Source organism: Streptomyces sp. NPDC088794 (genome assembly GCF_044750545.1).
In the GTDB taxonomy this organism is placed as follows: Bacteria; Actinomycetota; Actinomycetes; order Streptomycetales; family Streptomycetaceae; genus Streptomyces.
The window spans coordinates 68,555-92,429 of record NZ_JBIVKB010000026.1 but is presented as its reverse complement, the minus strand read 5'-3'; the positions used below and the strand labels follow the sequence as shown (position 1 = coordinate 92,429).

Below are 23,875 nucleotides of genomic sequence, written 5' to 3'. Positions count from 1 at the left end.
CAACGGGCGTTGACAGTTTCAGAGCGACGGAGCAGCGACCAGACGTCCTCGTCCGCGTTGAGTTCAGGCACAGACCGTCGGGCGCTGGGCCCTCGAACGAGGTCGGTCGGCGCCCGTGTGATGCCGAACGCTGATGATCGGCTCGAAGGCTCAGTAGACTTGGAGACCATGAGCGTCGTAGACAACCGTGTCAGGATCGTCACCCTGCTCGCTCAGCAGCGGCCCGAAGCCGTGCTGGGGATCGCGGAGTCTGAGTGGGTTGACTTCAAGAGCGCGGGACCGGCGGGCCCGTACGACCTCAGCCTCGAGTCGAAGAAGTACGAACTGGCCAAGGATGTCGCGGCGTTCGCCAATGCGGCCGGTGGTCTCCTCGTGTGCGGGTTCAAGGTGACCCGTCGGCCGACCGATCTCCACGAGGCCGCGCTGAAGCAGACACCCTTCGCGAAGAGACTGGTCAACACCGAGCGGTACAAGGCCGTCATCGCCGATCTCGTGAGCCCGTCCATGGGGGTCGATTTCTTTTGGTACGAAGATCCCGAGAACCTCGACCTCGGCTACCTCGTGATCGAAGTACAGGCGCTTCCGGGGACTGCCCGCTGGGCGGTGGTCACCAAGACTTTGAACGAGGACGGAAAGCTCGTAAAAGGCGGGGTCGCGATTCCGAAGCGGCACGGCGACAACACTCGATATCTTCCGCCGGACACGGTGTATCAGTTGGTGAACAACGGACTGCGTGCCGGGCCCACGATGGATCTCGCTCTCGCAGTCGGGAGCGGTGCCGCGGTGGCCACCTGGTGTTCAGCGCCGTGGCCGTGAAATCACGCATAACCAGGTCCGGTGCGGGCGGGGCCGTCTTGTCCGAGATCGTGGTCCGCTTCTTCCGACGCAGATGACGGCCGACAATATGGTTGACGCGCATCAGCCGGGTGACGCGCTTGCGGTTGACCTTGCGGCCCCGGGCCCGGAGCTCGGCATGGACCCGCGGGGCGCCGTAGGCGCCGTGGTGCTCGGCGTGGATCTGCCGGATCTCAGCGACCGCGGCGGCCTGCTCGGCCTGACGCGCGGCGCGTGCCTGCGCGGTGGCCTGGTGCCGGTAGTAGCCGGAACGGGAGACGTCCATGACCCGGCAGATCCGCTGCGCGCCGAAGACGGCGCGATGGCCGGAGATGAAGTCCCAGCGGCCAGGACTCACTTCACCTCCCGAGCGAAATAGGCGGCTGCCCGGCGCAGGATCTCCCGCTCCAGCTGCCACTCCGTCTCCGCCTTCAGCAGCCGCTGATTCTCGGCCCGCAGCCGGGCCAGCTCCTCGGCCTGGCTGAGCGCCGTGCCACTCGGCGGCCCGGGCGCAGGCCGGCTGGTGTCCTTGCGGACCCACGTGTGCAGCGTCTCCCCGGTGATCCCGAGATCCGCGGCCACCGCCGCGTACGTCCGCTTACCGCCCGACACGCGATACAGCGCGACAGCATCCTTACGGAACTCCTCCGGATACGGAGACTTGCGTCCTACCTGGACATCCCTCCCTGGACCATCAAGATCCATTATCAAGGTGTCCACTCCGAAGGGGCAGCCTCAGGCGGGCGGGTCAGCCCAGGACGCGGTCGGCATTTAGCTTGCGGGAAGATTGAGAAAGAAGACGGTTCAGTTGCTCGGCAGACAGTGTCCTTCCTGCGTCCACAGGTGCGAAGGACCGCGGTGGAATCCCGGAACGGATCTCCTCCGCGAGCTTGCCCAGGGACTCTTGTAGAGCGACGGGGTCGGCAAAGTATGGCGTGACGTAGGCAGTGGTCTCCGGCTCGAAGCGCCAACTCTCCGCCAGCGGTCCGGCATCCACCGTGTCGAAGCCGAGCTGGCTGATCAAAGCGGCAGCGCTGACCTTTGCTTCCGTGTCGTTACCGGCGATCGGTAGCGCGCTGCGATCTGCATCACCTTCGGGACGAGCCAGACTGGTGATGTGCTGTTCGTTGATGCTGTTGAACGCCTTGACAAGCCTCGCGCCCCTGAGAAGTTGTTGTCGTTCCGAATCTGAGGGCGATGTTTTCGCTGGTCAGGCATAGGGCCGGCGATTCGGTGGGAGTGGTGGCGTGTCATATCGTCGCTCCCCGGGAGGTCGCGGATGCCGTCGGTGGTCGGACTGCTGGAACAGCACGAGCTTGCTGCTCGTCGTCGTGTCGAGGGGTTGCGTGAGGAAGCCGATCGCATCCAGGCCGAGCTGGCCGCGGCGGAGGAGGAATGGCAGGAGTGGGCGATCGCCCGCAGGCGAGTGGGCACGGTCCTGGCTCCGGACGGCGGCAGCGTCGCTGTCGAGGAGGCCGTCTCCGGCCCGGTCGCGGGCTCGACGTCCCAGCAGGCGGCGAGGGCGAGGTCGCAGGTTGCGGTGTGGCGTGAGGGGCTGGCCTGGTCGGTGCTGTCGGTGGACTACCAGCGCATCCTCACCGCGCTTGCGGACCGGGACCGGCTCCATCAAGGGCCGCTGACCTGTCAGGAGTTGGCCGTGATGTTCGGTCTGGACGCGGTGCCAGCCAAGGTGGAGGCGCTGCGGTCGAAGGCGAAACGTCTGGTCGCGCGGGGCTGGCTGGCCGAGCGGCAGCCGGGCCGGTTCACCCTCGCTCAGGGTGTGGCCGGGCCAGGCGGCGGGTCATGAGCAGGATCATCGACCAGTAGATCATCGCTTCGGCGCTGGTGGTACGGCGCTCAAAGTCGCGTGCCAGGCGGCGGGTGCGCATCAGGTGGGCGAAGAGGCGCTCAACGATCCACCGTTTGGGCAGGATGACGAAGCCGCGCATGTCGTCGCTGCGTTTGACGATCGCCAGGACCAGCGCGAGCACGGTGAGGCAGTGCCCGACGAGGTTGCCGGTGTAGCCGCCGTCGGCCCAGACCAGTTCCAGTCGGTGGTGCGCGTCGGTGACCTGCCCGAGCAGGACCTGGGCGGCGGCGCGGTCGCCGGTGTCCGCGGCGGTGACCGTCACCCCCAGCAGCAGGCCGAGGGTGTCGACCACGACATGCCGCTTGCGCCCGTTGATCAGTTTGCCGCCGTCGAAGCCGCGGCTGTCCGATCCGACGACGGCGGCCGCCTTGACGGACTGCGAGTCGATCACGCCGGCCGTCGGCTCCGCATCCCGCCCCTCCCTCTCGCGGACCCGTGCGCGCAGCCGGTCGTGGAACTCCTTGACCAGGGCGTGGTCGCGCCAGCGGCGGAAGAACGCGTAGACCCGGTCCCACGGCGGGAAGTCGGCCGGCATCGCCCGCCACTTGATGCCGTTGTCGACGAGGTAGTGGATCGCATCGAGTATTGCCCGGTGGCAGTACGCCTCCGGCTGCCCGCCCCGGCCGCGCAGCCAGCCGGGCACCGGCAGCAGCGGCCGGACCACGGCCCACTCCGCGTCCGTCATGTCCGAGGGATACCGCCGAACACGTTCCGGGTGATCGGCCGCGTTTCCGAACCGGTGAGCGACACAATCACACGTCGGTGCAGCCGAGTTGAACTCCACCGGCGTGAGCACGTAGAACTGCGGCAACAGGGTCTCCTGGATCTCGGTTGGCTTCGCAACCCCGAGCTACCAAGAGGCCCTGCCTTCATGCCCGCAGCCGGCGGCAACCACCCGATCGAGACTCCCGTTCGACACACACCCCTCAAGATCGGAACGACAACAGCTACTTACGTAGCCATCGGAGTAGCCACGGGTGTGCCCTATCTGAACGTTTGCGCAGGTCATAGTGCTGCGGTGATTGTCTGCGGCGTACAGCTCGACTCGTCTGCCGCTCTTTGTTTCCGCAGCTGAGGCAGCGGCTGTAGTGTTGGCCGCTCAAGGTCGAAGCCGCCTCACTGGCTTTGTGCCGTTGCCGCCCCTTTGGTAAGGGGCCACGGCCGCCAACTGACCGCGGCACAGTCCACCCCCCGGCCCTGCAACCATTGCCGCCTCCCTTGACATGGACCCGCCCGCAGGAACACGCTCCGGAGAGCGCTCTCACCTCCACCCCACAGGGACACCATCTGACGGAGCATCGTTCAAGTGGTCCTCCTTGCCCCCCACAAGGGGAAGGAGCACGGATGTCCATCAGAGACATGAGCTCGCACTTGCTTCCGCTGTTTTCGCGCCGAAGAGGCAGGCGACGAAACGGCATTGGCCTGCTCGCGGTCGCATCGGCCATCGCGACCGTCGCATTGGCCGGTGCCCCCGCCGTCCAAGGGGCCTCCGCGCAAGCCCCGTTGACGTCCATCGCCGCGCAGCCCGCGGCGGTCGCCGCACCGGCTGCCCCCGCCGCCGTACCCGCCGCCCCCGCCGGCTTCACCACCACCTGGAGCGACGACTTCTCCGGCGCCGCCAACACCGGTCTGGACACCGGGACTTGGCGTTATGACGTGGGTGAGGGCTGGACGTTCGGTACCGGTGAGGTCGAGACCATGACCAACAGCACCGCCAACGTTTACCAGGATGGCAACGGCCACCTGGTGCTGAAGGCTCTGCACACGGGCTCCGACCCGGTCGCCGGGTGGACCTCGGGGCGGGTCGAGACGCAGGCCGACGGGTTCGGGGCGCTGCCCGGTGGTGTCGTACGGATGCAGTCGTCCATTCAGCAGCCGAACGTCAACACGGCTAACAGCCTTGGGTATTGGCCGGCGTTCTGGATGCTGGGGTCGCCGCTGCGGGTCGGGACCGTCTGGCCCGGGTCCGGTGAGATCGACATCATGGAGGACATCAACGGCCGCAGTTCGACCTTCGGGACGCTGCACTGCGGCACCGCTCCGGGCGGTCCGTGCAACGAGAACACCGGCGTCGGCAGCGGTGAACGCGCCTGCTCCGGCTGTCAGACCGGGTACCACACGTATGCCGTGGAGATCGACCGCTCCACCTCTCCCGAGCAGATTCGGTGGTATCTCGACGGGGCCCTGTTCTACACGCTCAGCTCCAACCAGGTCGACGCCACCGCCTGGTCCAACGCGGTCGACCACAGCTTCTTCATCATCTACGACCTGGCCATCGGCGGCGCCTTCCCGGCCGCTTACGGCGGCGGTCCCACCGCGGCCACCGTGTCCGGCGGTTCGATGAACATCGACTACGTCGCCGTCTACAACAAGGCGCCGGCCGGCACCACGGGCACCAACATCGCCCAGGGCAAGCCCACCACGGCGTCGTCGGCGGAGAGCGCCTCGTTCCCGGCGTCCAATGCCACCGACGGCAGCATCAGTACACGGTGGTCTAGCGCGTTCAACGACCCGCAGTGGCTGCAGGTCGACCTCGGGGCTACTTACAACCTCACCCATGCGACGGTGATTTGGGAGGCGGCCGCCGCATCGGCCTACCAGATACAGACCTCCGCGAACGGCAGTACGTGGACCACGATCTACTCCAACAACAACAGTCCACAACTGCTCCAGGACACCGCGCTCTCGGGCTCCGGGAGATACGTCCGGATCTATGCGACGGGGAGGAACTCGGCCTACGGTGCCTCGCTCTACGAGTTCAGGCTCTACGGTTCGACGACCGGCGGGAATCCCGGGACGCTGCTGTCGCAGGGCAAGTCGGCCACCGCCTCCTCCTCGGAGAACGCCAGTTTCACCGCTCCGATGGCCGTCGACGGCAACACCGGTACCCGCTGGTCGAGCGCGTTCAGTGATCCCCAGTGGCTGCAGGTGGACCTCGGCGCCACGCACGCCATCAGCTCGGTGGGGCTCAACTGGGAGGCCGCGTACGGGACTTCGTACCAGATCCAGACCTCGGCCGACGGGGTGAACTGGACGACCATTTACACCACCACGGCCGGTACCGGCGGCAGCCAGACGCTGGCGGTCACCGGTTCGGGGCGGTACGTGCGGATGTACGGCACCGCGCGCTCCACCCAATACGGCTACTCGCTCTGGGAGTTCCAGGTCTTCGGCACCTGACAGCGCACCAACCCCGCTGCCCTGCGGCTCAGTTCGTCAGTTCGTCAGGTCGTCCGTCCGTCAGTCCGACGAACATCGTGTTGTGCAGTGTCCGTACGTGACGGCACGCGATGTCGGCCGCCAGGGCCGCGTCACCCGCGCGCATCGCCTCCACCAGGGCCCGGTGTTCGTCGTTGGACTCGCGCAGGGCGGGGAGGGGGTAGGGGAGGTAGTACGCGTAGAGCCTGCGCAGGACGGTGGCGTACGTGTCCACGGTTTCGGCGAGGCCGGTGGTGCGGGCCAGGGTGAGGTGGAACCGTTCGTCGCAGGAGTGGAACTCCGCCCAGCTTTCCGCCTTGGCCATGATCTCGACGAGTTGGTGGAGTTCGTCGAGGTCCGCGGTGGTTGCGGCGCGGGTCGCGAGGTGGGCGATTCCGCACTCCATGACGAGGCGTTCGTCGATCAGGTGGTGCACCTCGGCGGCCTGCCCGCGGTACACCTCGGCGGCGTCCACGGCCTTCCGGGTCGGCTGCTCGGCCACCAGCGTGCCGCCCTTGCGGCCGCGTCTGCGCTCCAGGACGCCGTCCGCACAGAGGGAGCTGAGCGCGCGACGCACAGTGATCTCGCCGACGTCGAGCGCCTGGGCGATGGCGTCGGTCGGCGGCAGCCGCTCGCCGGGGGAGAGCAGTCCGAGATCGACCGCCATGGCGATGCGGGCGCGCACCGTGTCCAGGGCGGTGAGTCGGCGAATGCCTTTCAGCTTGGGCGAGTTGAGGGAGAGATCGATCTCCTCGGTGCTCGCCGGTGCGGGTTCGTCCGGGGTGCCGACCATGCCCTCAAGATAGCGGCCAGGAAAAGTGCTCATAATGAGGCCATTGTATAAGGGCTCATCTTGAGCTAATTTCCTGCGTATGTCCCGACCGCTCCCCGTCGCCCTGGTCCAGGCCCCTCCCCGCCTGGCCACGGACCCTCTGTCCGGATTCGCCGCCGACGTCGAGGGGGTGCTGGCGCGCTTCCCGCAGACCCGGCTGATCGCCTACCCGGAGCTGCACCTGTGCGGCGTCGACGGCCCGGCCGTCGAATCCGAGAGCCGGCTCCAGGCCGCGGCCGAGCCTCTCGACGGGCCGCGTGCGAAGCTGCTCGCCGAGCTCGCGGGTGACCTGGGCGTCTGGTTGTTCCCCGGCACCGTGTGCGAGCGCGGTGCCGCCGGCGAGCTGTTCAACACCGCCCTCGCCTTCTCCCCGCAAGGGCAGCTCGCCGCCCACTACCGCAAGGTCTTCCCGTGGCGGCCCTACGAGCCGTACGCCCCCGGTGACCGCTTCGTCGTCCTCGACCTCCCGGAGGGCGGACGTATCGGATTCGCGATCTGCTACGACGCATGGTTCCCGGAAGTGGCCCGTCACCTGGCCTGGATGGGAGCCGAGGTGATCGTCAACCCGGTCATGACCACCTCGGCGGACCGCGCCCAGGAACTCGTCATCGCCCAGGCCAACGCCATCGTCAACCAGGTCTACGTCGTCAGCGTCAACACCGCGGGGCCGGTTGGTACCGGGCGCAGCATCATCGTCGATCCCGAGGGGCGCGTCCGCGTCCAGGCGGCCGACTCCGGGCCGACCGTGCTGACCGATGTCCTCGACCTGGATGACGTATCGCGTGTGCGGACGTTCGGCACGGCCGGCCTCAACCGCATGTGGGACCACTTCACCGACACCGATGTCCCTATCGAACTTCCGCTGTACGACGGGCGGATGGACCCGCGTCGCTGGCGGCCCGCCGACGACTGACCCGCACCCTCCTTGGCCTTCTCGTCCCCGCCCTCCTCGTCCCCGTCGCGCAAGGAACCCCATGTCCGCTCCCGCCCCCGCTCCCACCCTCGCCCGCAGTCTGACCCTGAGATCCGTGGTGGTCTTCGGGTTGGCCTACATGACCCCGATCATCGTGCTGGGCACGTACGGTGTCGTCGCGGACACCACCCACGGCTCCGTACCGACGGCCTATCTGCTGGCGTTGGGCGCGATGCTCTTCACCGCGCACAGCTACGGGAAGATGGCCGCGGCCCACCCCGTCGCCGGGTCGGCCTACACCTACGTACGGCGTTCCATCGACTCCAGAGTCGGGTTCCTCGTCGGCTGGGCGACGCTGCTGGACTACTTCTTCCTGCCGATGGTCATCTGGCTGATCGGCGGGGCCTATCTTCAGGCCGAGTACCCGTCGGTCCCGTTCTGGGTGTGGATCATCGGGTTCATCACGATCACCACTGCGCTCAACATCAGGGGCATCAAGACCGCGGAGCGCGTGAACGACCTGCTGATGATCTTCCAGGTCCTGGTCGTCGGGATCTTCGCCGTGCTGTGCCTGCGGCACGTCTTCCAGGACCAGGGGGCCGCGGGGCTCGTCAGCGCGACGCCGTTCGGCAACGACGCGACCACCCTCGCGGGCATCTCCTCCGGTGCCGCCCTCGCCGCCTATTCCTTCCTCGGGTTCGACGCGGTCACCACGCTGACCGAGGAGACCATCGAGCCGCAGCGCACGATTCCCCGCGCCATCCTGCTGATCGCCCTGATCGGCGGCGGCATCTTCGTCGCGGTCGCGTACGCCACGCAACTGGCCCACCCCGGCTACGCGTTCACCGATCCCAGCTCCGCCGCGTTCGAGATCGCGAAGGAGATCGGCGGCGACCTGTTCTCGTCCCTCTTCGTGGCGGGTCTGATCGTCGCGCAGTTCGCCTCCGGGGTCGCCGCGCAGGCCAGCACGTCGCGGCTGCTCTACGCGATGGGCCGTGACTCGGTACTGCCCCAGAGGGTCTTCGGGCGGATCCACGCCAAGTACCGCACCCCCGCGCTGAACATCCTTCTCGCGGGCGCGGTCGGCCTGATCGCGCTGCGCCTGGACGTCGCCACGTCCACGTCCTTCATCAACTTCGGTGCGTTCACCGCGTTCACCTTCGTCAATCTCGCCGTCATCGCCACTTACGTCCGCGAGCGGCGCGCGGGTCGGCGGCCCGCCGTGTGGTCCTACGTGCTGATCCCCGCGATCGGGGCCGTCGTCGACCTGTGGCTGCTGGTCCACCTTGACAGCAAGGCCCGCACTCTTGGCCTCATTTGGCTGGCTCTCGGGGTCTGCTATCTGGCCTATCTGACGAAGGGTTTCCGTAAGGCGCCGCCGGAGATGACCTTCGACGAGGACGCGGTGGCGGTGGAGGAGCCGCAGGCGACGCGCTAGAGGTCGTGAGGGACTCAGCCCGCACGCCACCGTCACTCACATGGCGAGGGCCCAACTGAGCTGACGCAGTACGGTCCTTGGAGCGCGGAGCTGCTGTAGGTTCCTGCCATGAAACAGGGCAAAGGGATCGAGAACCCCGAGTCGCGCTTCTCCGCGGTACTGCTGGCGGCAGCAAAGCTTCCAGGTGTGCGTATCAACAGGGAGGCGTACCTCCGAAGTGCGCTGGCTCGCCACTGCTCAGAAGATGACATCCGGCGAGCGGTGGATGAGAGCCCCGCTGCGGCGGGAATCCCTGTCGAGGTTCTCGACAAAGTGGCCAACGACTCCATCCGCTACGAAACCGCCAAGGTCAGCGCTCTCTCCGCCGCTGCCGGGATCCCCGGTGTCCTCGCCCTTCCCGCCACTGTGCCCGCCGACGTGGCTCAGTACTTCGGCCACTTGGTGCGTATCGCGCAGAAACTCGCGTACCTCTACAGCTGGCCCGATCTGTTCTCCGACGAGGGCGAGGACGTCGATGACGCGACCATGGGGGTGCTCACGCTGTTCTTCGGCGTGATGTTCGGCACTCAGACGGCGAATGCCGCTGTGGGGAAGGTCGCCGGGATGATGGCGGAGCAGGTTGCCAAGAAGCTGCCTCAGAAGGCACTCACCAAGGGCGTCATCTATCCGATCGTGAAAAAGGTCGCGGCTTACCTCGGCGTTCAGATGACAAAGCAGTCCTTCGCGAAGACGGTCTCGAAAGCCATCCCTGTCGTCGGGGCCGTCGTCTCCGGCGGGCTCACTCTTGCGACCTATCTGCCGATGGCCAAGCGGCTCAAGAAGCACCTCGCCGCCCTGCCGCTGGCAGAGCCGTCGAAACGAGCGATGGATGGGGAAGTCGTAGACGGTGAAGTCGTTGAAGACGATGGGCCTTTCGCCACAGCACATGCCGAACAGCGCGGCGCGGACGCCGCTGCCACCGTCGATCGCCATCCCGACGCGCTGATCACCGTGAGCCGCGAGAACCCGTCGGAGCACCAGACAGCTGAGGTGGTGCCAGAGTGAGGATCTCCCGGTCGAAGAAATCGTGGAACCTCTCACCCCGGTCATACAGCGCATTGAATCCGGCGTTCATTTCCCGGATCAGTGAGCGGTCGGTGTAACGTTTGGCTCCGGCCGCATTTCCGTCCTCGTCGTAAACGACCTCATACATGGCCGCATCGCCGAGAATCACCACTTCTGGAACCGGGCGACTCCGCTCGATGTTCGAAATATCGCGAGCGTCGAGAATCTTGATGTCGTCGCCCACGTCCACGCGTACGCGCAGGACGAACAATTCCCATTGCACATACGGCGTGATCGGGAATTCCACGACGCGAACGCGGCGATGCGTGACGCCCAGTCGCGATGCCTGGTGGAGTTCCTGGGCGTAGTCCTCGCGCCTCTCGTCGGCCAGGGACAGAGCCCCCTGCCAGTCGCCGTCGGCGAAGGCCTCCCAGCTCGGGAAGCCGCGTTCCTTGAAGTGCTGGCCGCGCTCGAGCTTGTTGAGGAAACCGATCCCGCTGCCGTAGACCCGGCTCAGGTCTGCGTGGTACCTGGGGCGGTCCAGACGTTCGGCGGCGCCACCAGGGAAGGATTCAAACATTGGGGATGTCCGGCTTCGCCGCGATGAGCATGTTCCTGGGGATGACCACGAGGCGTTCGTCCGACCCGATCGAGACTCCGGCGGGCAGGTTCGCGCCGAGCGACTGGGTGAGGTCCCGGCCGATGACAGCGATGTCGCCATTGGCGAGTTCCCAGATGTCCGGGCAGTCAGGAGTGCCGGTTGTGTTTCCTAACTCCTGGGGTGTCTTTCCCAGTCGCTGTTTGAAACCTGTGTCCGGATCTGCTTCCCATGGCCTGGCCATTTCCATCGCCCCCTAGATCGGTCGAGACGCTTCACTGTAGCCTGCAACGGGACTGTCTGACCATGTGTTAGAGGCGGTCAAAGGGGGTAATGGCGAGGATTGATTCCTCCTTGTCTCATGTCGCTCAAGGGTGGAATGATATTGATCGGAAAGAAAATCATGTCAACGCCTGGCGGACGATGCTTTCCAGCTGTGCTGTCGGAAAATCAGGTGAACGAAGGGGTGGCTGTGGACGCGGAAGTGGCCTCGCTCGCACAGAGCGCGGGAACCACCTTGGTCACGTTGATGGCGACCGATGCCTGGCACCGCGTGCGTGACGGGATCACACAGCTCTGGCGCAGGGCACAACCCGAGCGCGCCGAGACGGTCGCCGCCGAGTTGGAGGCCGGCCGTGAGGATGCGGTGGCCGCCGTGGCAGCGGGCGACCAGGAGACCCTGGACGAACTCCGCCTTCAGTGGCAGGGGTTGGTGCGGCGGCTGCTCGTTGCCCGGCCCGCCGCCGTCGAGGAACTGCGTGCACTGCTGGACCAACTCGATCCGGACGGCACGGCTGCCCGGCAGATCAGCCAGCACGCGACCGCGTCCGGTCAGGCCCGGGTCTACCAAGCGGGACGTGACCAGCACATCGCCGACCGATGACGGGCGGGACGGACGGCCACGCGGAGGACCAGGGGCGTGTGTACCAGTCGTCGGGTGACCAGCACATAAGCGAACACCACCACTACGGCCATGACGGGCCGGAGCCCGGTGGACCGGACTCGGTGCGCCGCCCGGCGGTCGGGCGGCCTCCTGTCGTACTGCGCGACCGCAGCGAGGTGATGGAACGCCTGCGGGCGAGCGTCCGGGCGGATCGCTGCGGCGAGGTCTACGTGCTGTACGGCATGGGCGGCTCGGGCAAGACGGCGGTCGCCTGCGCCCTGTTCCAGGAAGTCGCCGGAGAACAGGGCCGGGTGGGCCTGTGGGTCAACGCTTCCGACCGTGCGAGCCTGCGCGCCGGCATGCTCGCGGTCGCCGCCGACCGAGGGGCGGGCGACGGTGAACTGCTCGCCGCCCGCAACGGTCTGAGGCCTGCCGCCGATCTCGTCTGGCAGCATCTCGACAGTTCCGCCGAACCCTGGCTACTGGTCCTGGACAACACCGACGAGCCGGAGATCCTGCGGGACGGAAGTTGGCTGCGCACCAGCCCGCGCGGCACCGTCCTGGTGACCACACGGCGTGCGGCGGCCCGGTGGTGGCCGGGCGCCGAGCTTCAGTACATCGGCGTCCTGCCCCGGGAGGACGCCGCACTCGTGCTGCGCGATCTCGCACCGCACAGCGGTACGACGGAGCAGGCGGCGCGGGTCGCGGACCGGCTCGGGCGACTGCCCCTCGCTCTCACCTTGGCGGGTGGCTTCCTCTCCCACCAGGTCCTCGATCCCTGGACGATGGACGCCTACGGGGACCAACTCGACGGAGGCGAACGGGTCCAGTTGATCGACCGGGGCGCCGACGCCCTGTCCGAAGCGGATCCCCGGCATCTGGTCGGCCTGACCTGGCAGTTGACCCTCGACGCGTTCGAGGTGCGCGGGCTGCCCGAAGCGGCGGCACTGCTCAGACTGTTGGCCCGGTTCGCCGCCGAGCCGCTGCCGCTGACTCTGCTCAACCACGCCGACGTCGGCGCCGTACTGCCTCGTGCCCGAACCGAGACAGCTCTCAGGGCCCTCCTCGACCAGTCGCTGTCCGAGCTGGTCGACGCCGCCGGCGTGCGCTGCGTACAGAGTCATGGCGTCCTACTCGACAGCGTCTCGGCAGCAACTCCCGCGGACCTGGTGCCCGCCCTCGACACGACTGCCGTGCGGCTGCTCGACGCTGCCGTGCCCGGCGTACCCGACGCAGGTCCGCACGATCCGCGATTACGCCTGCTGGTACCTCACGCGTTGGCCCTGCTGCGGCACATCGGCGAGCCGACCGTCGCTGCCGACGCCCTGGCCGTCGCGACCCGGCTGTCCGTCGCCCTGCACCGGACCGGTGACTACCTGTCCGCCTGGGAGACCGCCCGTAGCGCGGCGGACCTCGCGGAGCGACTCCTCGGCGCGGATCACCGTACGGTCCTGGCCGCCCGCTCGCGGGCAGGGCGGGCACTGTTCCGGCTGGGCAGGTACGCCGAAGCCGAAGTGGCGCTCCGCGTGGTCCGGTCCACGCAGGAGCGCCTCTTCGGTGCCGACGACCCCGACACCACGGACAGCGGCTACGGCCTCCAGCTCGTGCTGGCGAACCTCGGCAGACGCGAGGAATCCGTCACGCTGCTTCGCGACACCGTCGCCGGGCGGCGCTCGGCGCTGGGTCCGACGCATCCGCTGACCCTTCGGGCCCGCGCCAGCCTGCTGGAGATGCTGCCTGCCGCCGAAGTGGTGACCGAGGAGGGCGGCACACTGCTCACGCTGCCGTCGGAATGCGATCGGTTCCTCGGTCCCGACCACACCGTGACACTGGGCGCCGGACACAACCACGCGTGGGCGCTGTACCTCTTGGGCCGCGTCGACGAGGCCGACCGCGAGATCCGGCGGGTCGCCGAGACCTACGTGCGGCGTTTCGGGCCCGAGTACCCGATAGTGCTCGCCGCCCGACAACTCCTCTCCCGGACCCGGGCCGCGCTCGGCCACTTGGAGGAGGGGATCAGGCTGATGACCGACGTCGTCGAGCGACGCGAACGCGATCTGGGACCCGAACACCCCTTCACGGTCGCGAGCCGACAACTGCTGGACGCCTATCGGTTGGGGCGACGACGGCCGTAATGATCTTCCGGGGGGCGGGACGGCCCACACGGACGGTGCGCGGTCACGGCACCGCCCCTAGCCGGACTCCTCACGCGCACCAACTGCGCATCGCCCGTCCAACTACGCCCGATGCGCACGCACTCCGCGACACGCCGGGTGCGCAAAGCCCGGTGGGTCCAGCCGGCCCGGGGCGACCATGAGCCCAACCACGGCAGGTAGGCGGGCGGTTGCGCAGACTGCGTGCAGCCCGCGTGCTCTGACTGCGCAGCCGTACACCCGTGCTGCGCAACCCCCTGCGCGTTCCGTGCGCAGAGGGCTGCGCATCACCGTGGTCGGGGTCATGGTCGGGCTCTGCGCAGTCGCCGCGCAGCGGTGGTGGGCGTTACGCAACGGCAGCGCTTTCTGTCTACGAATGCGGCGACCAACTCCACGCGACCATCCGACCAGGGCCAGAGCCAGGGTCGTGGACGGGATGCCAGACGGGCTCGGAGGGGCCGCGTGCGTGTAGGTCTGCAAGCGCCGCGGCCAGGACGGGGACGGTGTGCAGGAAGAGGGCCAGCGCCGGGTCCTTCGGGACCGTGCGCAGGGCGTGGATGCGGGTGCTGACGCCGGCGGGGCCGGTGCCGTCCAGGACGAACAGAATGCGAGGGAAGAGCGGATAACGCTGTCGCCATTGCTCCTCCTGCTCCTGCGCCTCTATCTGCCCGATGTTCCGTCGGCGCCGTCCTGGGGGAGCTGGGATGTATCGGTGGAGGCGGGCGTAGGAGGTAAGTTTCGCAGCCAGGCGTTCCGGGCCCATGGTGGCCCGGTCGACCTCGATGAATGCTCGCGTCATCGACCCTTCGCCGCCCTCAGGTCCGCGCCGGTAGTACATGAGCGCGTCGGGGATGACGGCCTCGCCGCCTCCGATGGAGTGGTAGACCTCGGGTATCCAGTCCAGTGGCCGGCACAGCTCACCGCGGCGACGGGCGTGCTCCAGGAAAACCAGCGCGGTCTCGGTCACCGTCAGCGTGTGCCCGACCCGTAGCCGTGCGGCGGTCGGATCGGACACTGTTTTCGATGGCCGCCGCCCACGCAACTCCGGCCACTCGCACGCGACCTGCACACCGTAGGGCGTGGGAAACCACACCCGCAGTCGCCCCGCCCTGGGCAGGGTGATGCGATCGATCAGCCCCTCCTCGCGCAACTTGGCCAGCCTGCGCCGAGTCTGCTCGCTGCGCACTCCCGGGGCGATCACCCGGTGCATCTGCTCGGTGGTGGCCATCCGGTACTGCACCAGCACCGCCAACGCCAGCCGGTCCCCACTGCCCACATCCACGTCCGTCATCGCCGACCCTCTCTCCAGTACAGGGCGGCTCCGTTCGCTACGGCGCCGCGCGTACCGGCCACGACAGCGGCCAACCCCGACCACACGGGCGACCAGGAGGGCCCGACCACGGTCACGCTGCGACAACACCGCCCTCGACCGGGCCGACAACCTCGCCGATATCCCCGCCGACACCTGTCCCCTCCAGTCCGCGACCGGACGACGTAACCACAGGTCACCATGGCCTGTTGGCGTGGTCGGCAGCCCGACATCCCCCTCTGCACACCCCCGCGCTCGCCCCCAGAACAAAGGAAACAGGGGACGGCGGGCGAAGGAGCGGGTGCGTGCCGCCGGGGGATCGGGGCGGCATCGTTCCTGTTGCGCGTCGGCGGCAGCCTCAGCGCCAGGGCGCCGCAAGGACGGCGCACATCCGCCAGCACCTGGGGAGCGGGGAGGGAAAGGGGATCGTCAGGCCCGTTGTCTGAGCGAGTGCGTCGTACTGAGCCTGGCTCAGAATCCGCGGTCGACCAGTATGGCGTGGCTGTCGGCGTGCGATGTCCATGTGCCGCCTGCACGCCGAGGTCAGGGCGTGAGGTCGGCCAGGAGGATGTCCAGGACGGTCTCTTCCTCGATGCGCACGCCGAGTTCGGCCAGTGCCATGGGCAGGTCGGGGTCCCATGCGGCGGTGGCCGGTGTGCCGGTGAGGGGTGGCGCCAAGGGTGTGGCGGCGGCAGCCGTGCGGTAGTCGGCGGCCGTGTAGTGCCAGGGCTGCCAGGGGACGCGACGCAGCAGCGCGTCGGCGATGCGCAGGCCGCCCCAGTCGAAGTCACCGTGGTAGCGGAGCGTGGATCCGTGGGAGTGGAGGTGGCGCAGGAGGGTGAGGGCGGCGGCCGAGGGCTGGCCCTGGAGACAGACCAGGGGTGGGCAGGTGGGTCCTTGGGTGTCGGCCGCGGTGGCCAGGACGGTCGGGTTCTCGCAGACATATACGGTCTCGGGAGCCGTCTTCGGCGGGCTGTGGGTGAGTTGGCGCAGCGTCAGGACGGCCGGTTCGCCCGCGTCGGTCATCCAGTCGAGGGCGGGGGTGCCGCGCAGGCCGAGGGTGAGGACGGTGGAGGAGAGGGCATCTCTGAGCAGGCCGGCCGAGGCCCAGGCCTCGCGACGCCATTCGGCTCCGTTGCCGTCCGGGAAGCCGGTCAGGGCACGGATGCCGGAGAGGACGACGGTGGCGAGCGGGGTTCCGTCATCGAGCGAGTGGGCGTCGCCGAGGGCGGTGGCGGCGAAGGCGGGCAGGGACACCGCCGGGTCGGCGGGCAGTATCCGCAGGGCCGTCGCGGCGTCGGTGAGCAGGACCTTCGCCGTTTGCGGGGTGCGGGCGAGGCGGCGGATGAGACCGTCCTTGCGCAACTGGTCTGCCCACTCGGCCAGTTCGGGCCGCAGCACGGCCAGTGGGGCGTACGCCTCCTGCCAGGACTTCGCCTCCTGTTCGCGTACGTCGGCGAGCCGGGCGACGGGGCCGGTGAGGGCGGTCACGGCTGTGGTGAGGCCGTCGGGGCTGATGCCCGAGCGGCGCAGCACGGCATCGACCGCGTCGAGGCGCACGGTCAGTGAGCGTCCGGCGCGTGGGATACGGCCCAACAGGCGTTCGGCGGCAGCGCGTTCGGCGGAGGTGGGGGCGGTCAGGGTGAGGGGTCCGGTGAGGGGTTCGTCCCGCTCCATGCGTCGCCGGACCCGCGCGACCAGCCAGGCCAGGCCCGGGTCGCCGAGTAGCCGGCCGAGGCGGTCGAGGTCGATGCGGGGTCCGGGTTCGTCGGAGGGACCGGGCTGCCCGGTCCCGCTCATGCCCACAGCGGGTCCTGGCCGGGGTCGGTGCCGTCGGTGGGCACGGGTGTGGCCGCGCCCAACGCAAGGACCGGGGGAGTCGCCTGGGCGGGGATGGCCGCGAGGTGGTGGTCCGGTTCATTGCCCCGTAGGCGATCGGTGCCGTCCCATTCCCAGCGGGTCACCAGGACCGCGGCGATCTCGTCGACGCGGGAGAGCTGGGCGATGGCGATGCCGGGGACCTGGGGGTAGCAGGCCCATTCGCGTTCGCTGGTCATCACCACGTCCAGGTCGAAGGCGTGCAGCAGGCCCAGGCACTTGGCCCGCGAGTCGTCGTCCACGCCCGCGAACGCCTCGTCCAGGGTGACCAGGCGCGGGGCGTCGGGGGCGGCGGTGGCGTAGTGCGAGGAGGCGGCGGCGAACAGTGGTACGGACACGGCCAGGACGCGTTCGCCTCCGGAGGCGGGGCCGGTGGCCGGAACCCAGGCGCCGTGCTGGTGGCGCTCGATGCCGAACTCGTGCCAGGACCGGTAGTCCAGTGCCGCGGTGAGTACCTCAAGCCAGCTGCCCGCCGTGTCGTCGGACTGCCGGTGGGCGATCTCGGCCTGGAGGAATTCCCCGACCGCCGCCCGGTCCTCGGGTGCCCAGGCGTCGGCGGACTGGCGCAGGCGCTCCCTTGCCTGGGCCAGCCCGGTCGGCGCCTTGCGCGAGGAGCGCCACACCAGGCGCAGTTTCATGCCGGTGGACGTGGGCCGCTCCTGCAGTTCGGCGTTCATGGCCCGGACCTGCCGCTCGGCGGCGGCGATCAGCTCTTGCAGGGTGCCCGCGACCTCGGTGAGCAGGTGGGTTTCGAGGATCTCGCGTTCGTGCGCGGACAGGATGTGCGCCAGTTCGGTCACCTCGGCGGAGAGGGCTGCGGCCAGGTCGGGCACGGTGCGCTGACGGCCCTGGTAGACGATGTCGACGACCATGCCGTCCTCGACCATGCGGGCGGTGGCCGTGTGGCCGCCGCGAGAGAGGGCGTCCTGGAGTTTCTTGTACTCCTCGCTGAGCCGTTTCTGCACGCGTTCCCAGGCGCCGTCGGAGTCGTCGGTGCCGGACGTGCCCGATAGGTGCGCCTCGATGGCGCGGGCGAGCGCGACGGCCGGAGTGGCCGCCCACGGTCCGCCGTCCAGTGGGGGCAGGGCCACCTCGGGCAGCGCCACGGCCAGCAGTCCGGTGGCCGCGAACCGCTGGAGCGCGGCGATAGCCTCTGCGCGGGAGGCGGCGGCCTCGTCCACGTCCTTCTCCAGTTGCTCGATACGGCCCTCCGCATGGCCGACGCGCCGTCCGGCAGCAGTGTGCTCCTCGCGGGAGCGGCGCTGGTCGAGGTCGCACTCGATCAGCGCGTCGGCGGTGGCGGCCAGGCGTCGCTCCAGTTCCGCGACGGCGGCACCGACGGTGGAACGCAAGGTGGTGTGCCGTTCGTCGGCGGCGGCTGCCAGGCGGGCCGACTCCTCCGCACGCAGAGCCAGTTCGGCCACCCGCGCGCCCGCTTCTTCGGCTTCCGTGCGCTCTTCGGCCATCGCGTGTCCGGCATCGGCGCGCTCACGCAGGGCGGGCCACAGGGCCGCCAGGACGACGGCGTAGTCGGCCAGCGCCTGGCGGACGGCGAGCAGCTGCGGACGGTCGGTGGGCAGGTTCACGGCCGCGGCCGTATCGGCGAGTTCGGTGGCGGCCTCGGCTTCCTGCTCGGCCGCTGCGGCCACTTCCGCGGAGCGTTCGTCCTGGCGGGTACGGGCCCGGTGGGCGGCGTCCGCGGCAGCCGCGGCCAGCGCGTGCGCGTCGCGCAGGCCGGCGTCGTCCGGAATGGCGGCCAGTTCGGCATCCAGCGTGCGACGGCGCCGGGCCACTATTGCTCGCTCGGTCTCCAGCTCGTTCAACTGGCCTGCCAGGACGTTTAGTTCACCGTGCAACGCGGCGATCCGAGCTCGGCGCGCCTCTTCGCGGGCGCCCTCGCCCACGTATACGGCGGCCTGCTTCGACCAGCTGCCGGTCAGTGCTCCGATGCGGAAACGGCCATCGGCCCCCACCCAGGTGTCGCCGCCGGAGCCGAGGCCAACGGCAGCCAGGAGGCGGGCCACCGTCTGCTCGCCCACCGCCACGGCGCGCAGGTCACCGCGGTCGACGGCCGGGCGCAGCACGTTGCCGAGCACCGGCCCGCTGAGCGGGGCGCCCGGTGACAGCAGGACGTCGTGCAGGTCCGGGCGCAGGAGGGTGCCGTCCGGGCACACCCAGGCGTCCAGGATTCCGGAGGCCTCCAACGCCGCCTCCAGACCTGCGCGTTCACCGGTGGTGACGTGATCGTGGAAGTCGACCAACCGCCACAGGGGAGCTCCGGGCGCCTGCTCACGCACGCCGGGAGCACGTGTGAGCGGTGCCGTGGGGCCGCGCTGGCCTCCTGCTTCCAGGTTGGCCAGCTCTCGCTCGCTCCCGGCGCGCTGGGTGCGCAGTGCGGTCAGCCGTTGGCCGAGGGTCGCCGTCCGGTCGGCCAGGTCCGTGGCCCGGGCACGGTGGGCGTCGGCGGCATGCACCCGTGCGGGAGAGGGACCCTGCAGATGCGCGGCCCAGTCCTGCAGACCGTCCAGCAGGCCCACCGGGTCCTGCGGGGTCAATTCCTCGCATACGCCGAGGTGTTCGCGTACGGCAGCGACCAGCTCCTCGCCCACCTGGGCCACGGCGGTCTCCGCCTGGGCCTGCCGCTCGGCAGTGTGTCCGGCCTCGGTCTGCGCCTCGTCCAGCCGGCGTAAGGCGGTGCGCCGCTCGGCCGCTGCCTCCTCGGCACGCGATGCCATCTCCTCCACGTGCTCGACCGTGCGCAGCCTGCGCGCCACCGACTCCTCGGTCGCGCGGCGCAGTTCGGCCTCTGGCACGTCCTCGATACGCAGATCGGCGTCGAGGCGGGCGGCCGACGCCGCATGCCGCTCGCGCGAGAGTGTGTCCGCGACCTGTGCCTCGGCCGCCGCGAACCGACTGCCGGCACCTCTGAGTCGGCCCAGAGCGCGGGTGTGCACCCGGGCGGCCAGCTCCCGGTCCGCCTCGGTGCGGGACAGCTCCCCGGTGGTGCGGCGGGCGTCGGCAGCCGCCTGCTCCAATTCCCGCGCGCTGCGCATCTCGGGGCCCTCGCGCAGCGCGGCTTCCTGTGCCTTAAGCCGCGCGGCACTCTCCTCCAGCTGCGCGAGCCGCCCGGCGATCCGCTGCCTGTCCTCCTCGGCCTGCGACCGCTCGGTCTGGGCCTGTGCGAGGTCGCGGTTCAGCTGTTCGTAGCGGGCGTGCTCGTGACGGGGGAGCCGGGCACGGCGGCGGGTGGCGACGCGGGCGTAACGGCGGTAGTGGTCCAGAAAGGCGGAGGCGGCGCGCTCGGCCTCGGTGGCCGCCCGCAGCTCCTCCTTCTCCTCGTCCAAGGACCGGAAGGCCTCGGCCACATCGGCGATCACCGCCTGGTCCATGGGCGGCAACGCCTCGGTCAGCGCACGCGAGAGCGCCGTTTCATTGGGCCGCTTCGACAGCTGCGGCTGGCGCAACTGGACGAGCAGGTCCACCAGGGCCGCGTACCGGCGCTCACCCAGCCCGAACAGCGCCTCGTCCACCGCCCTGCGGTACGCCGTGGCCGTGTCGTACACCATGCCGCGCCCGGCGAGAGCCTCCGCGAGCCGGTCCCGCGACAGTGCGGTGCCGGTGGCGTCGAGCAGACTGAGCTCCGGTCCGATCCGCTGGTCGGTGACGGCGTACCAGTGACGGGCGATGCCCCGCCCCGCCACCGCCTTCAGTCCGCAGGCCAGGGTGAGGAAGCGGTTCTGTCCCGTGGCCTCGTCGTGGCGGCCGAACTCGATCCAGGTGTAACCGAGCCGCTCGGGGTACGGATGCTGCCCGCCCAGCAGCAGGTTCCACTCCATGCGCTTGCCGGGGTCGGCGTCGGGCTCCACGCGGCGCGCGGACAGGTCGCCATCCAGCAGGAAGGGCAGGGTGAGGGCGAGGACCTTGGACTTGCCGGTGCCGTTGTTGCCGCGCAACAGCAGCCGTCCATCTCGGAACCAGAACTCCTCGGTGTCGTAGTAGAAGAGATCGACCAGGCCGATCCGCAGCGGCCGCCACCGGCCGGGTGCGGGAGTGGGCAGGGCGGTCACGGCGGTCATGCCTTTCGCTGAGAGGTACGAGGGGTGGGGACTCCGGGCTCCCGTACCACGGTCTCGCCGACCGCGTAGCGAGCCAGCGCAGGCAGTGCGACGATGCCGGCGGGCGTGACGGCGACCAGGCCGAGCGCGGTCAGTCTGGTCAGGGCCTGGTCGACCAACTCCGCGTCCGCGCCCGGCTGTCTGGCGCTCTTGGACCAGAAGCCGCCGTGTTCGATGGCCAACTCGCGCACCCTGCGCTCCAGCTCACCACGGCCGACCGCACCGTCAGCGGTCGAGAGGTGCTCGGCGAGCAGCAGGGTGACGTGTCCGTGGGTGCCCTGCTCGGGCATCCGTACGTCGGTCAGATCGTCCAGAGGATCGACCATGGCGATGCCCTCGGCACGCACCTCCGCGACCAGGCCGGTCAGTTCGGCGATCCGGGCGGTGATGAAGGCGCGCTGGCGAGTGAGGTAGGCGAGCTCTTCGTCGGTCAACTCGGCGTAGTACAGCACCGGGTCGTCCAGCAGCCGCCGGGTCAACCGCTGGCGGATGGCACGGAAGCGCAGTTCGTCGCTGTCCAGCGCACTCTCGGAGGTCAGCTCGGCCAGGCGGTCCTCGAAACCGTCCGCGGTGATCATCGACGGGCCGTGGCGGGCGGCGAGCAGTCCGGCCAGGACTCGACGCTGGACGTCGTAGAGCACATCGCCCGACCCGCTGACGTAGGCGTCCTCGTCCCCGGCAACCCGGCGCAGCACCCCGTAGCGCATGAGCAGTCGTACCACCGCGGCCAGATCCAGCCGTTCCTCGCGCCGCTCCAGCGTGAACTCGATCCCGGCGGCGGCCAGATGGGGATCGGTGGCGTCCAGGACCACCTGCTCGGCGAGCCGGCCGAGCGCGATCTGCGCCTCGCCGCGCTCCAGTGCGGCCAGCGCCAGGCACAGCAGCACATAGCGGCGGCGGGTGAACGGCGCGCGGGCACGGGAGGCCTCGCGGGCCGGATGGGTGGGGTCGGCCAGGGTGCCGGGTGCTCTGGCCAGCCGCGCCGCGTCCGCGTCCACCCGCAGCGGCCACCCGGTGTTGCGGTCGAACCAGTCGCGCAGGTCCCCGGCGTGCCGGCGCACCAGCCGGAACTCCTCCACGTGCGGCCCGTGCGCGAGCAGCAGCGGCTCCTTCAGCAACGCGCGGGCGGCCCTGTGGAACTCGGAGGTGCGCCGGCCCTCCAGCACCTCGCCCAGAGGTGTGGTCAAAGCGCCTCCCCGTCGAAAGTGTCGACGCCGCTCGCCCGGCCGGCCCGGGTGAGATCCGTGATCTCGACCAGGTGGTCGGGGCCGCGGAAAGTGCCACCTGGGGTGCGAATCTGGGCCCTCGTGCCGTTCGTCAAAGCCGTGAGCCGGATTTCCATCGTGCCGTCGTTGCTGGTCGCGACGGTGGCCGTCGTGCCGGGCCGCCAGGTGGCCAGGGCGTCGCCGAGCAGCTGCAGGAACAGCCCGAAGGCGAGCGGGTCGAGCTCCCCGAGCGCGGACAGCCTCGTGGTGCCGTCCGTCGCGAGCCGAGCGCGCGCTGCCGCGATCTCCTGCGCCTGCTTGGCGGCGAACTCGGCCAGATGCCTGCGCTGCTCGGACCGGTCCAGCACCCGGCGGGTCCTGCCGCGCCTCTCGTAGCTACCGGTGCGGCGCAGTTGCGGACTGATCCGCAGCGGCTCAGCCTCGGCCCACGGGGTGGAGGCGGTCACCGGGTGGGCCGAGCGCCGGTCGAGGGTGTCGGCGTCGACGGTGAGATGACGTGCGGGATACAGCCCGAACGCGGCACGCCACAGCCGGTGCCGCGCCGCGTCGTCGGGGGCCTCGGCGAACCAGCGGGCCAGCGTGCGGAAGTCCGCCGAGCGGTCCGAGCGTCCGGCCCGTCGCTCGTTCAACTGCCGAACGACCGCGAGTAGTTGCGGGATAGCTCCCAGGGCGCGGCCACGGAGCAGACGGGCCTGTGACTCGCGACCGTCCGCCGACACGAACCATGCGGCCAGCCCCGACCACCTGCCCGACCACCGCTCATACGCTCGTGCCTCGGCGCTCTCGGCCTCGTCCGGGGCGGCGTCGGCCGCCTCCCGGACCGCCGCCAGCCGCAACAGCACACCGACCCGGTCCCGCTCCTCCAACTCGCCGATGAGCAGGGCGATCCGCCCTCCCAGAGTGATCAGGTCCTGAATGAACCGCTCCAGATACTGAATCAGGCGGTCCTTGTAGGCGAGGAAGACATCGACCTCCACACCGTGCAGATCGATGGTGCGCTGCAGGGAGCCCATAAAGGCCCGCGCGTTCTCCGCCAGAGCCTCGAACCTGCTCGTCAGAGCAGACAGCGCCAGTTGCGTCTTGGCCGCGTCCGGCTCGCCTTCCTCCTGCTCGGCGGAGAGCACCAGCAGGACCCGCAACTGGGTGACGATGTCGTGCAGGGCCACCGCTTGCAGTGCACCGCGCCGCCCCAGCGCCTCGTCGTACGTGGACAGCGCCTGCTCGGCGGCTTCGCCGGCTTGGGTCAGCTGGTAGATGAAGCGTTTGCGGTAGAAGTCCTCGACCGCGGTGACCCGGGAAGTGTCCGGATCCGCCCGCAGGTTGCCCCAATCGACAAGCCTGTCCAATGCCTTGACCACCGTGTCCACGTCGCCGGGGCGGTGCTCCGGCGGCAGCGCGGCGACCACATCCTCAGGCCGCAGATGGACGGCGAAGCGCTCCTTCGCGGCCAGGAACGCTCCCATCACCTGGCGGTAGAGGGCGGCGTTGGGCACGGTCAGATGAGCGAAGGGCGTATACCCGGCCCGGGCCGGTCCGGAAGGCATCGACGTCATCGTTCAGGCATTCTCCCCGACGGACCCCTCG

Annotated in this window: 18 protein-coding genes and 1 pseudogene; 8 read left to right on the top strand and 11 right to left on the bottom strand. The window is 69.5% G+C overall.

Going from position 1 to position 23,875, the window contains the following annotated elements; genetic code table 11:
- Positions 1-120: 120 nt before the first annotated feature.
- Positions 121-816 carry a helix-turn-helix domain-containing protein gene (locus ACIP6U_RS45850; RefSeq protein ID WP_401729226.1) on the top strand — a complete coding sequence of 232 codons (696 nt, stop codon included), beginning with the start codon at positions 121-123 and terminating at the stop codon, positions 814-816.
- Here ACIP6U_RS45850 and ACIP6U_RS45845 read toward each other — a convergent pair.
- A pseudogene (locus tag ACIP6U_RS45845) lies at positions 788-1,539 on the bottom strand (IS3 family transposase); the annotation flags it as partial. The gene ACIP6U_RS45850 and the pseudogene ACIP6U_RS45845 sit on opposite strands and share 29 nt — an antisense overlap.
- A gap of 43 nt (positions 1,540-1,582) precedes the next feature.
- On the bottom strand, positions 1,583-1,858 hold the full coding sequence (locus ACIP6U_RS45840) for a hypothetical protein (protein WP_401729184.1): 276 nt from the start codon (positions 1,856-1,858) through the stop codon (positions 1,583-1,585).
- Positions 1,859-2,113: 255 nt separating this feature from the next.
- Between ACIP6U_RS45840 and ACIP6U_RS45835 the strand changes: the two genes are divergently transcribed.
- Positions 2,114-2,641 (top strand): hypothetical protein, encoded by a 528-nt coding sequence (locus tag ACIP6U_RS45835; protein WP_401729183.1) that lies wholly within the window; start codon positions 2,114-2,116, stop codon positions 2,639-2,641.
- On the opposite strand, the gene ACIP6U_RS45830 is transcribed toward ACIP6U_RS45835, so the two are convergent.
- Complete coding sequence (locus ACIP6U_RS45830; RefSeq protein ID WP_401729182.1) at positions 2,598-3,389, bottom strand: IS5 family transposase; 792 nt, start codon at positions 3,387-3,389, stop codon at positions 2,598-2,600. The two genes, ACIP6U_RS45835 and ACIP6U_RS45830, sit on opposite strands and share 44 nt — an antisense overlap.
- 818 nt (positions 3,390-4,207) lie before the next feature.
- Between ACIP6U_RS45830 and ACIP6U_RS45825 the strand changes: the two genes are divergently transcribed.
- On the top strand, positions 4,208-5,884 hold the full coding sequence (locus ACIP6U_RS45825) for a discoidin domain-containing protein (protein ID WP_401729181.1): 1,677 nt from the start codon (positions 4,208-4,210) through the stop codon (positions 5,882-5,884).
- Positions 5,885-5,912: 28 nt separating this feature from the next.
- Here the strand turns inward: ACIP6U_RS45825 and ACIP6U_RS45820 are convergent, their stop codons facing one another.
- Complete coding sequence (locus ACIP6U_RS45820) at positions 5,913-6,728, bottom strand: FadR/GntR family transcriptional regulator (protein ID WP_401729180.1); 816 nt, start codon at positions 6,726-6,728, stop codon at positions 5,913-5,915.
- A gap of 46 nt (positions 6,729-6,774) precedes the next feature.
- Between ACIP6U_RS45820 and ACIP6U_RS45815 the strand changes: the two genes are divergently transcribed.
- The 3 genes from ACIP6U_RS45815 (at position 6,775) to ACIP6U_RS45805 (ending at position 10,129) form a co-directional block, all read left to right on the top strand.
- Positions 6,775-7,647 (top strand): carbon-nitrogen hydrolase family protein, encoded by an 873-nt coding sequence (locus ACIP6U_RS45815; RefSeq protein WP_401729179.1) that lies wholly within the window; start codon positions 6,775-6,777, stop codon positions 7,645-7,647.
- 61 nt (positions 7,648-7,708) lie between these two features.
- Positions 7,709-9,085 carry an APC family permease gene (locus tag ACIP6U_RS45810; protein ID WP_401729177.1) on the top strand — a complete coding sequence of 459 codons (1,377 nt, stop codon included), beginning with the start codon at positions 7,709-7,711 and terminating at the stop codon, positions 9,083-9,085.
- 108 nt (positions 9,086-9,193) lie between these two features.
- The gene (locus tag ACIP6U_RS45805; RefSeq protein ID WP_401729176.1) at positions 9,194-10,129 is read left to right on the top strand and encodes a hypothetical protein; all 936 of its coding nucleotides are present in this window, start codon (positions 9,194-9,196) and stop codon (positions 10,127-10,129) included.
- Here ACIP6U_RS45805 and ACIP6U_RS45800 read toward each other — a convergent pair.
- Together ACIP6U_RS45800 and ACIP6U_RS45795 are read right to left on the bottom strand one after the other, a co-directional pair.
- Positions 10,071-10,709 (bottom strand): DUF6879 family protein, encoded by a 639-nt coding sequence (locus ACIP6U_RS45800; RefSeq protein WP_401729175.1) that lies wholly within the window; start codon positions 10,707-10,709, stop codon positions 10,071-10,073. The genes ACIP6U_RS45805 and ACIP6U_RS45800 overlap by 59 nt on opposite strands.
- Positions 10,702-10,971 carry a hypothetical protein gene (locus ACIP6U_RS45795; protein ID WP_401729173.1) on the bottom strand — a complete coding sequence of 90 codons (270 nt, stop codon included), beginning with the start codon at positions 10,969-10,971 and terminating at the stop codon, positions 10,702-10,704. The genes ACIP6U_RS45800 and ACIP6U_RS45795 overlap by 8 nt, the downstream gene beginning before the upstream one ends.
- Positions 10,972-11,199: 228 nt before the next feature.
- On the opposite strand from ACIP6U_RS45795, the gene ACIP6U_RS45790 reads away from it, so the two are divergent.
- Positions 11,200-11,610 (top strand): hypothetical protein, encoded by a 411-nt coding sequence (locus ACIP6U_RS45790; RefSeq protein ID WP_401729171.1) that lies wholly within the window; start codon positions 11,200-11,202, stop codon positions 11,608-11,610.
- The gene (locus ACIP6U_RS45785) at positions 11,607-13,745 is read left to right on the top strand and encodes a tetratricopeptide repeat protein (protein WP_401729169.1); all 2,139 of its coding nucleotides are present in this window, start codon (positions 11,607-11,609) and stop codon (positions 13,743-13,745) included. Before ACIP6U_RS45790 ends, ACIP6U_RS45785 begins: the two co-directional genes overlap by 4 nt.
- A gap of 388 nt (positions 13,746-14,133) precedes the next feature.
- On the opposite strand, the gene ACIP6U_RS45780 is transcribed toward ACIP6U_RS45785, so the two are convergent.
- The 5 genes from ACIP6U_RS45780 to ACIP6U_RS45760 form a co-directional block, all read right to left on the bottom strand.
- On the bottom strand, positions 14,134-15,054 hold the full coding sequence (locus ACIP6U_RS45780) for a replication-relaxation family protein (RefSeq protein WP_401729167.1): 921 nt from the start codon (positions 15,052-15,054) through the stop codon (positions 14,134-14,136).
- Positions 15,055-15,615: 561 nt separating this feature from the next.
- Complete coding sequence (locus tag ACIP6U_RS45775) at positions 15,616-16,872, bottom strand: TIGR02679 family protein (RefSeq protein WP_401729166.1); 1,257 nt, start codon at positions 16,870-16,872, stop codon at positions 15,616-15,618.
- Positions 16,869-21,026, bottom strand: a complete 4,158-nt coding sequence (locus ACIP6U_RS45770) for a TIGR02680 family protein (protein ID WP_401729165.1) — start codon at positions 21,024-21,026, stop codon at positions 16,869-16,871. The genes ACIP6U_RS45775 and ACIP6U_RS45770 overlap by 4 nt, the downstream gene beginning before the upstream one ends.
- The gene (locus ACIP6U_RS45765) at positions 21,023-22,252 is read right to left on the bottom strand and encodes a TIGR02678 family protein (protein ID WP_401729164.1); all 1,230 of its coding nucleotides are present in this window, start codon (positions 22,250-22,252) and stop codon (positions 21,023-21,025) included. Before ACIP6U_RS45765 ends, ACIP6U_RS45770 begins: the two co-directional genes overlap by 4 nt.
- Positions 22,249-23,835 carry a TIGR02677 family protein gene (locus ACIP6U_RS45760; protein WP_401729162.1) on the bottom strand — a complete coding sequence of 529 codons (1,587 nt, stop codon included), beginning with the start codon at positions 23,833-23,835 and terminating at the stop codon, positions 22,249-22,251. The genes ACIP6U_RS45765 and ACIP6U_RS45760 overlap by 4 nt, the downstream gene beginning before the upstream one ends.
- Positions 23,836-23,875 lie beyond the last annotated feature (40 nt).

Excerpts from the sequence above, each read along its gene's own strand:
- ACIP6U_RS45770 (WP_401729165.1), bottom strand. The coding sequence starts at position 21,026 with ATGACCGCCGTGACCGCCCTGCCCACTCCCGCACCCGGCCGGTGGCGG.
- ACIP6U_RS45800 (WP_401729175.1), bottom strand. The coding sequence starts at position 10,709 with ATGTTTGAATCCTTCCCTGGTGGCGCCGCCGAACGTCTGGACCGCCCC.
- ACIP6U_RS45850 (WP_401729226.1), top strand. The coding sequence starts at position 121 with ATGCCGAACGCTGATGATCGGCTCGAAGGCTCAGTAGACTTGGAGACC.
- ACIP6U_RS45775 (WP_401729166.1), bottom strand. The coding sequence starts at position 16,872 with ATGAGCGGGACCGGGCAGCCCGGTCCCTCCGACGAACCCGGACCCCGC.
- ACIP6U_RS45810 (WP_401729177.1), top strand. The coding sequence starts at position 7,709 with ATGTCCGCTCCCGCCCCCGCTCCCACCCTCGCCCGCAGTCTGACCCTG.
- ACIP6U_RS45815 (WP_401729179.1), top strand. The coding sequence starts at position 6,775 with ATGTCCCGACCGCTCCCCGTCGCCCTGGTCCAGGCCCCTCCCCGCCTG.
- ACIP6U_RS45805 (WP_401729176.1), top strand. The coding sequence starts at position 9,194 with ATGAAACAGGGCAAAGGGATCGAGAACCCCGAGTCGCGCTTCTCCGCG.
- ACIP6U_RS45795 (WP_401729173.1), bottom strand. The coding sequence starts at position 10,971 with ATGGCCAGGCCATGGGAAGCAGATCCGGACACAGGTTTCAAACAGCGA.
- ACIP6U_RS45785 (WP_401729169.1), top strand. The coding sequence starts at position 11,607 with ATGACGGGCGGGACGGACGGCCACGCGGAGGACCAGGGGCGTGTGTAC.
- ACIP6U_RS45830 (WP_401729182.1), bottom strand. The coding sequence starts at position 3,389 with ATGACGGACGCGGAGTGGGCCGTGGTCCGGCCGCTGCTGCCGGTGCCC.
- ACIP6U_RS45780 (WP_401729167.1), bottom strand. The coding sequence starts at position 15,054 with ATGACGGACGTGGATGTGGGCAGTGGGGACCGGCTGGCGTTGGCGGTG.
- ACIP6U_RS45760 (WP_401729162.1), bottom strand. The coding sequence starts at position 23,835 with ATGCCTTCCGGACCGGCCCGGGCCGGGTATACGCCCTTCGCTCATCTG.
- ACIP6U_RS45820 (WP_401729180.1), bottom strand. The coding sequence starts at position 6,728 with ATGAGCACTTTTCCTGGCCGCTATCTTGAGGGCATGGTCGGCACCCCG.
- ACIP6U_RS45835 (WP_401729183.1), top strand. The coding sequence starts at position 2,114 with ATGCCGTCGGTGGTCGGACTGCTGGAACAGCACGAGCTTGCTGCTCGT.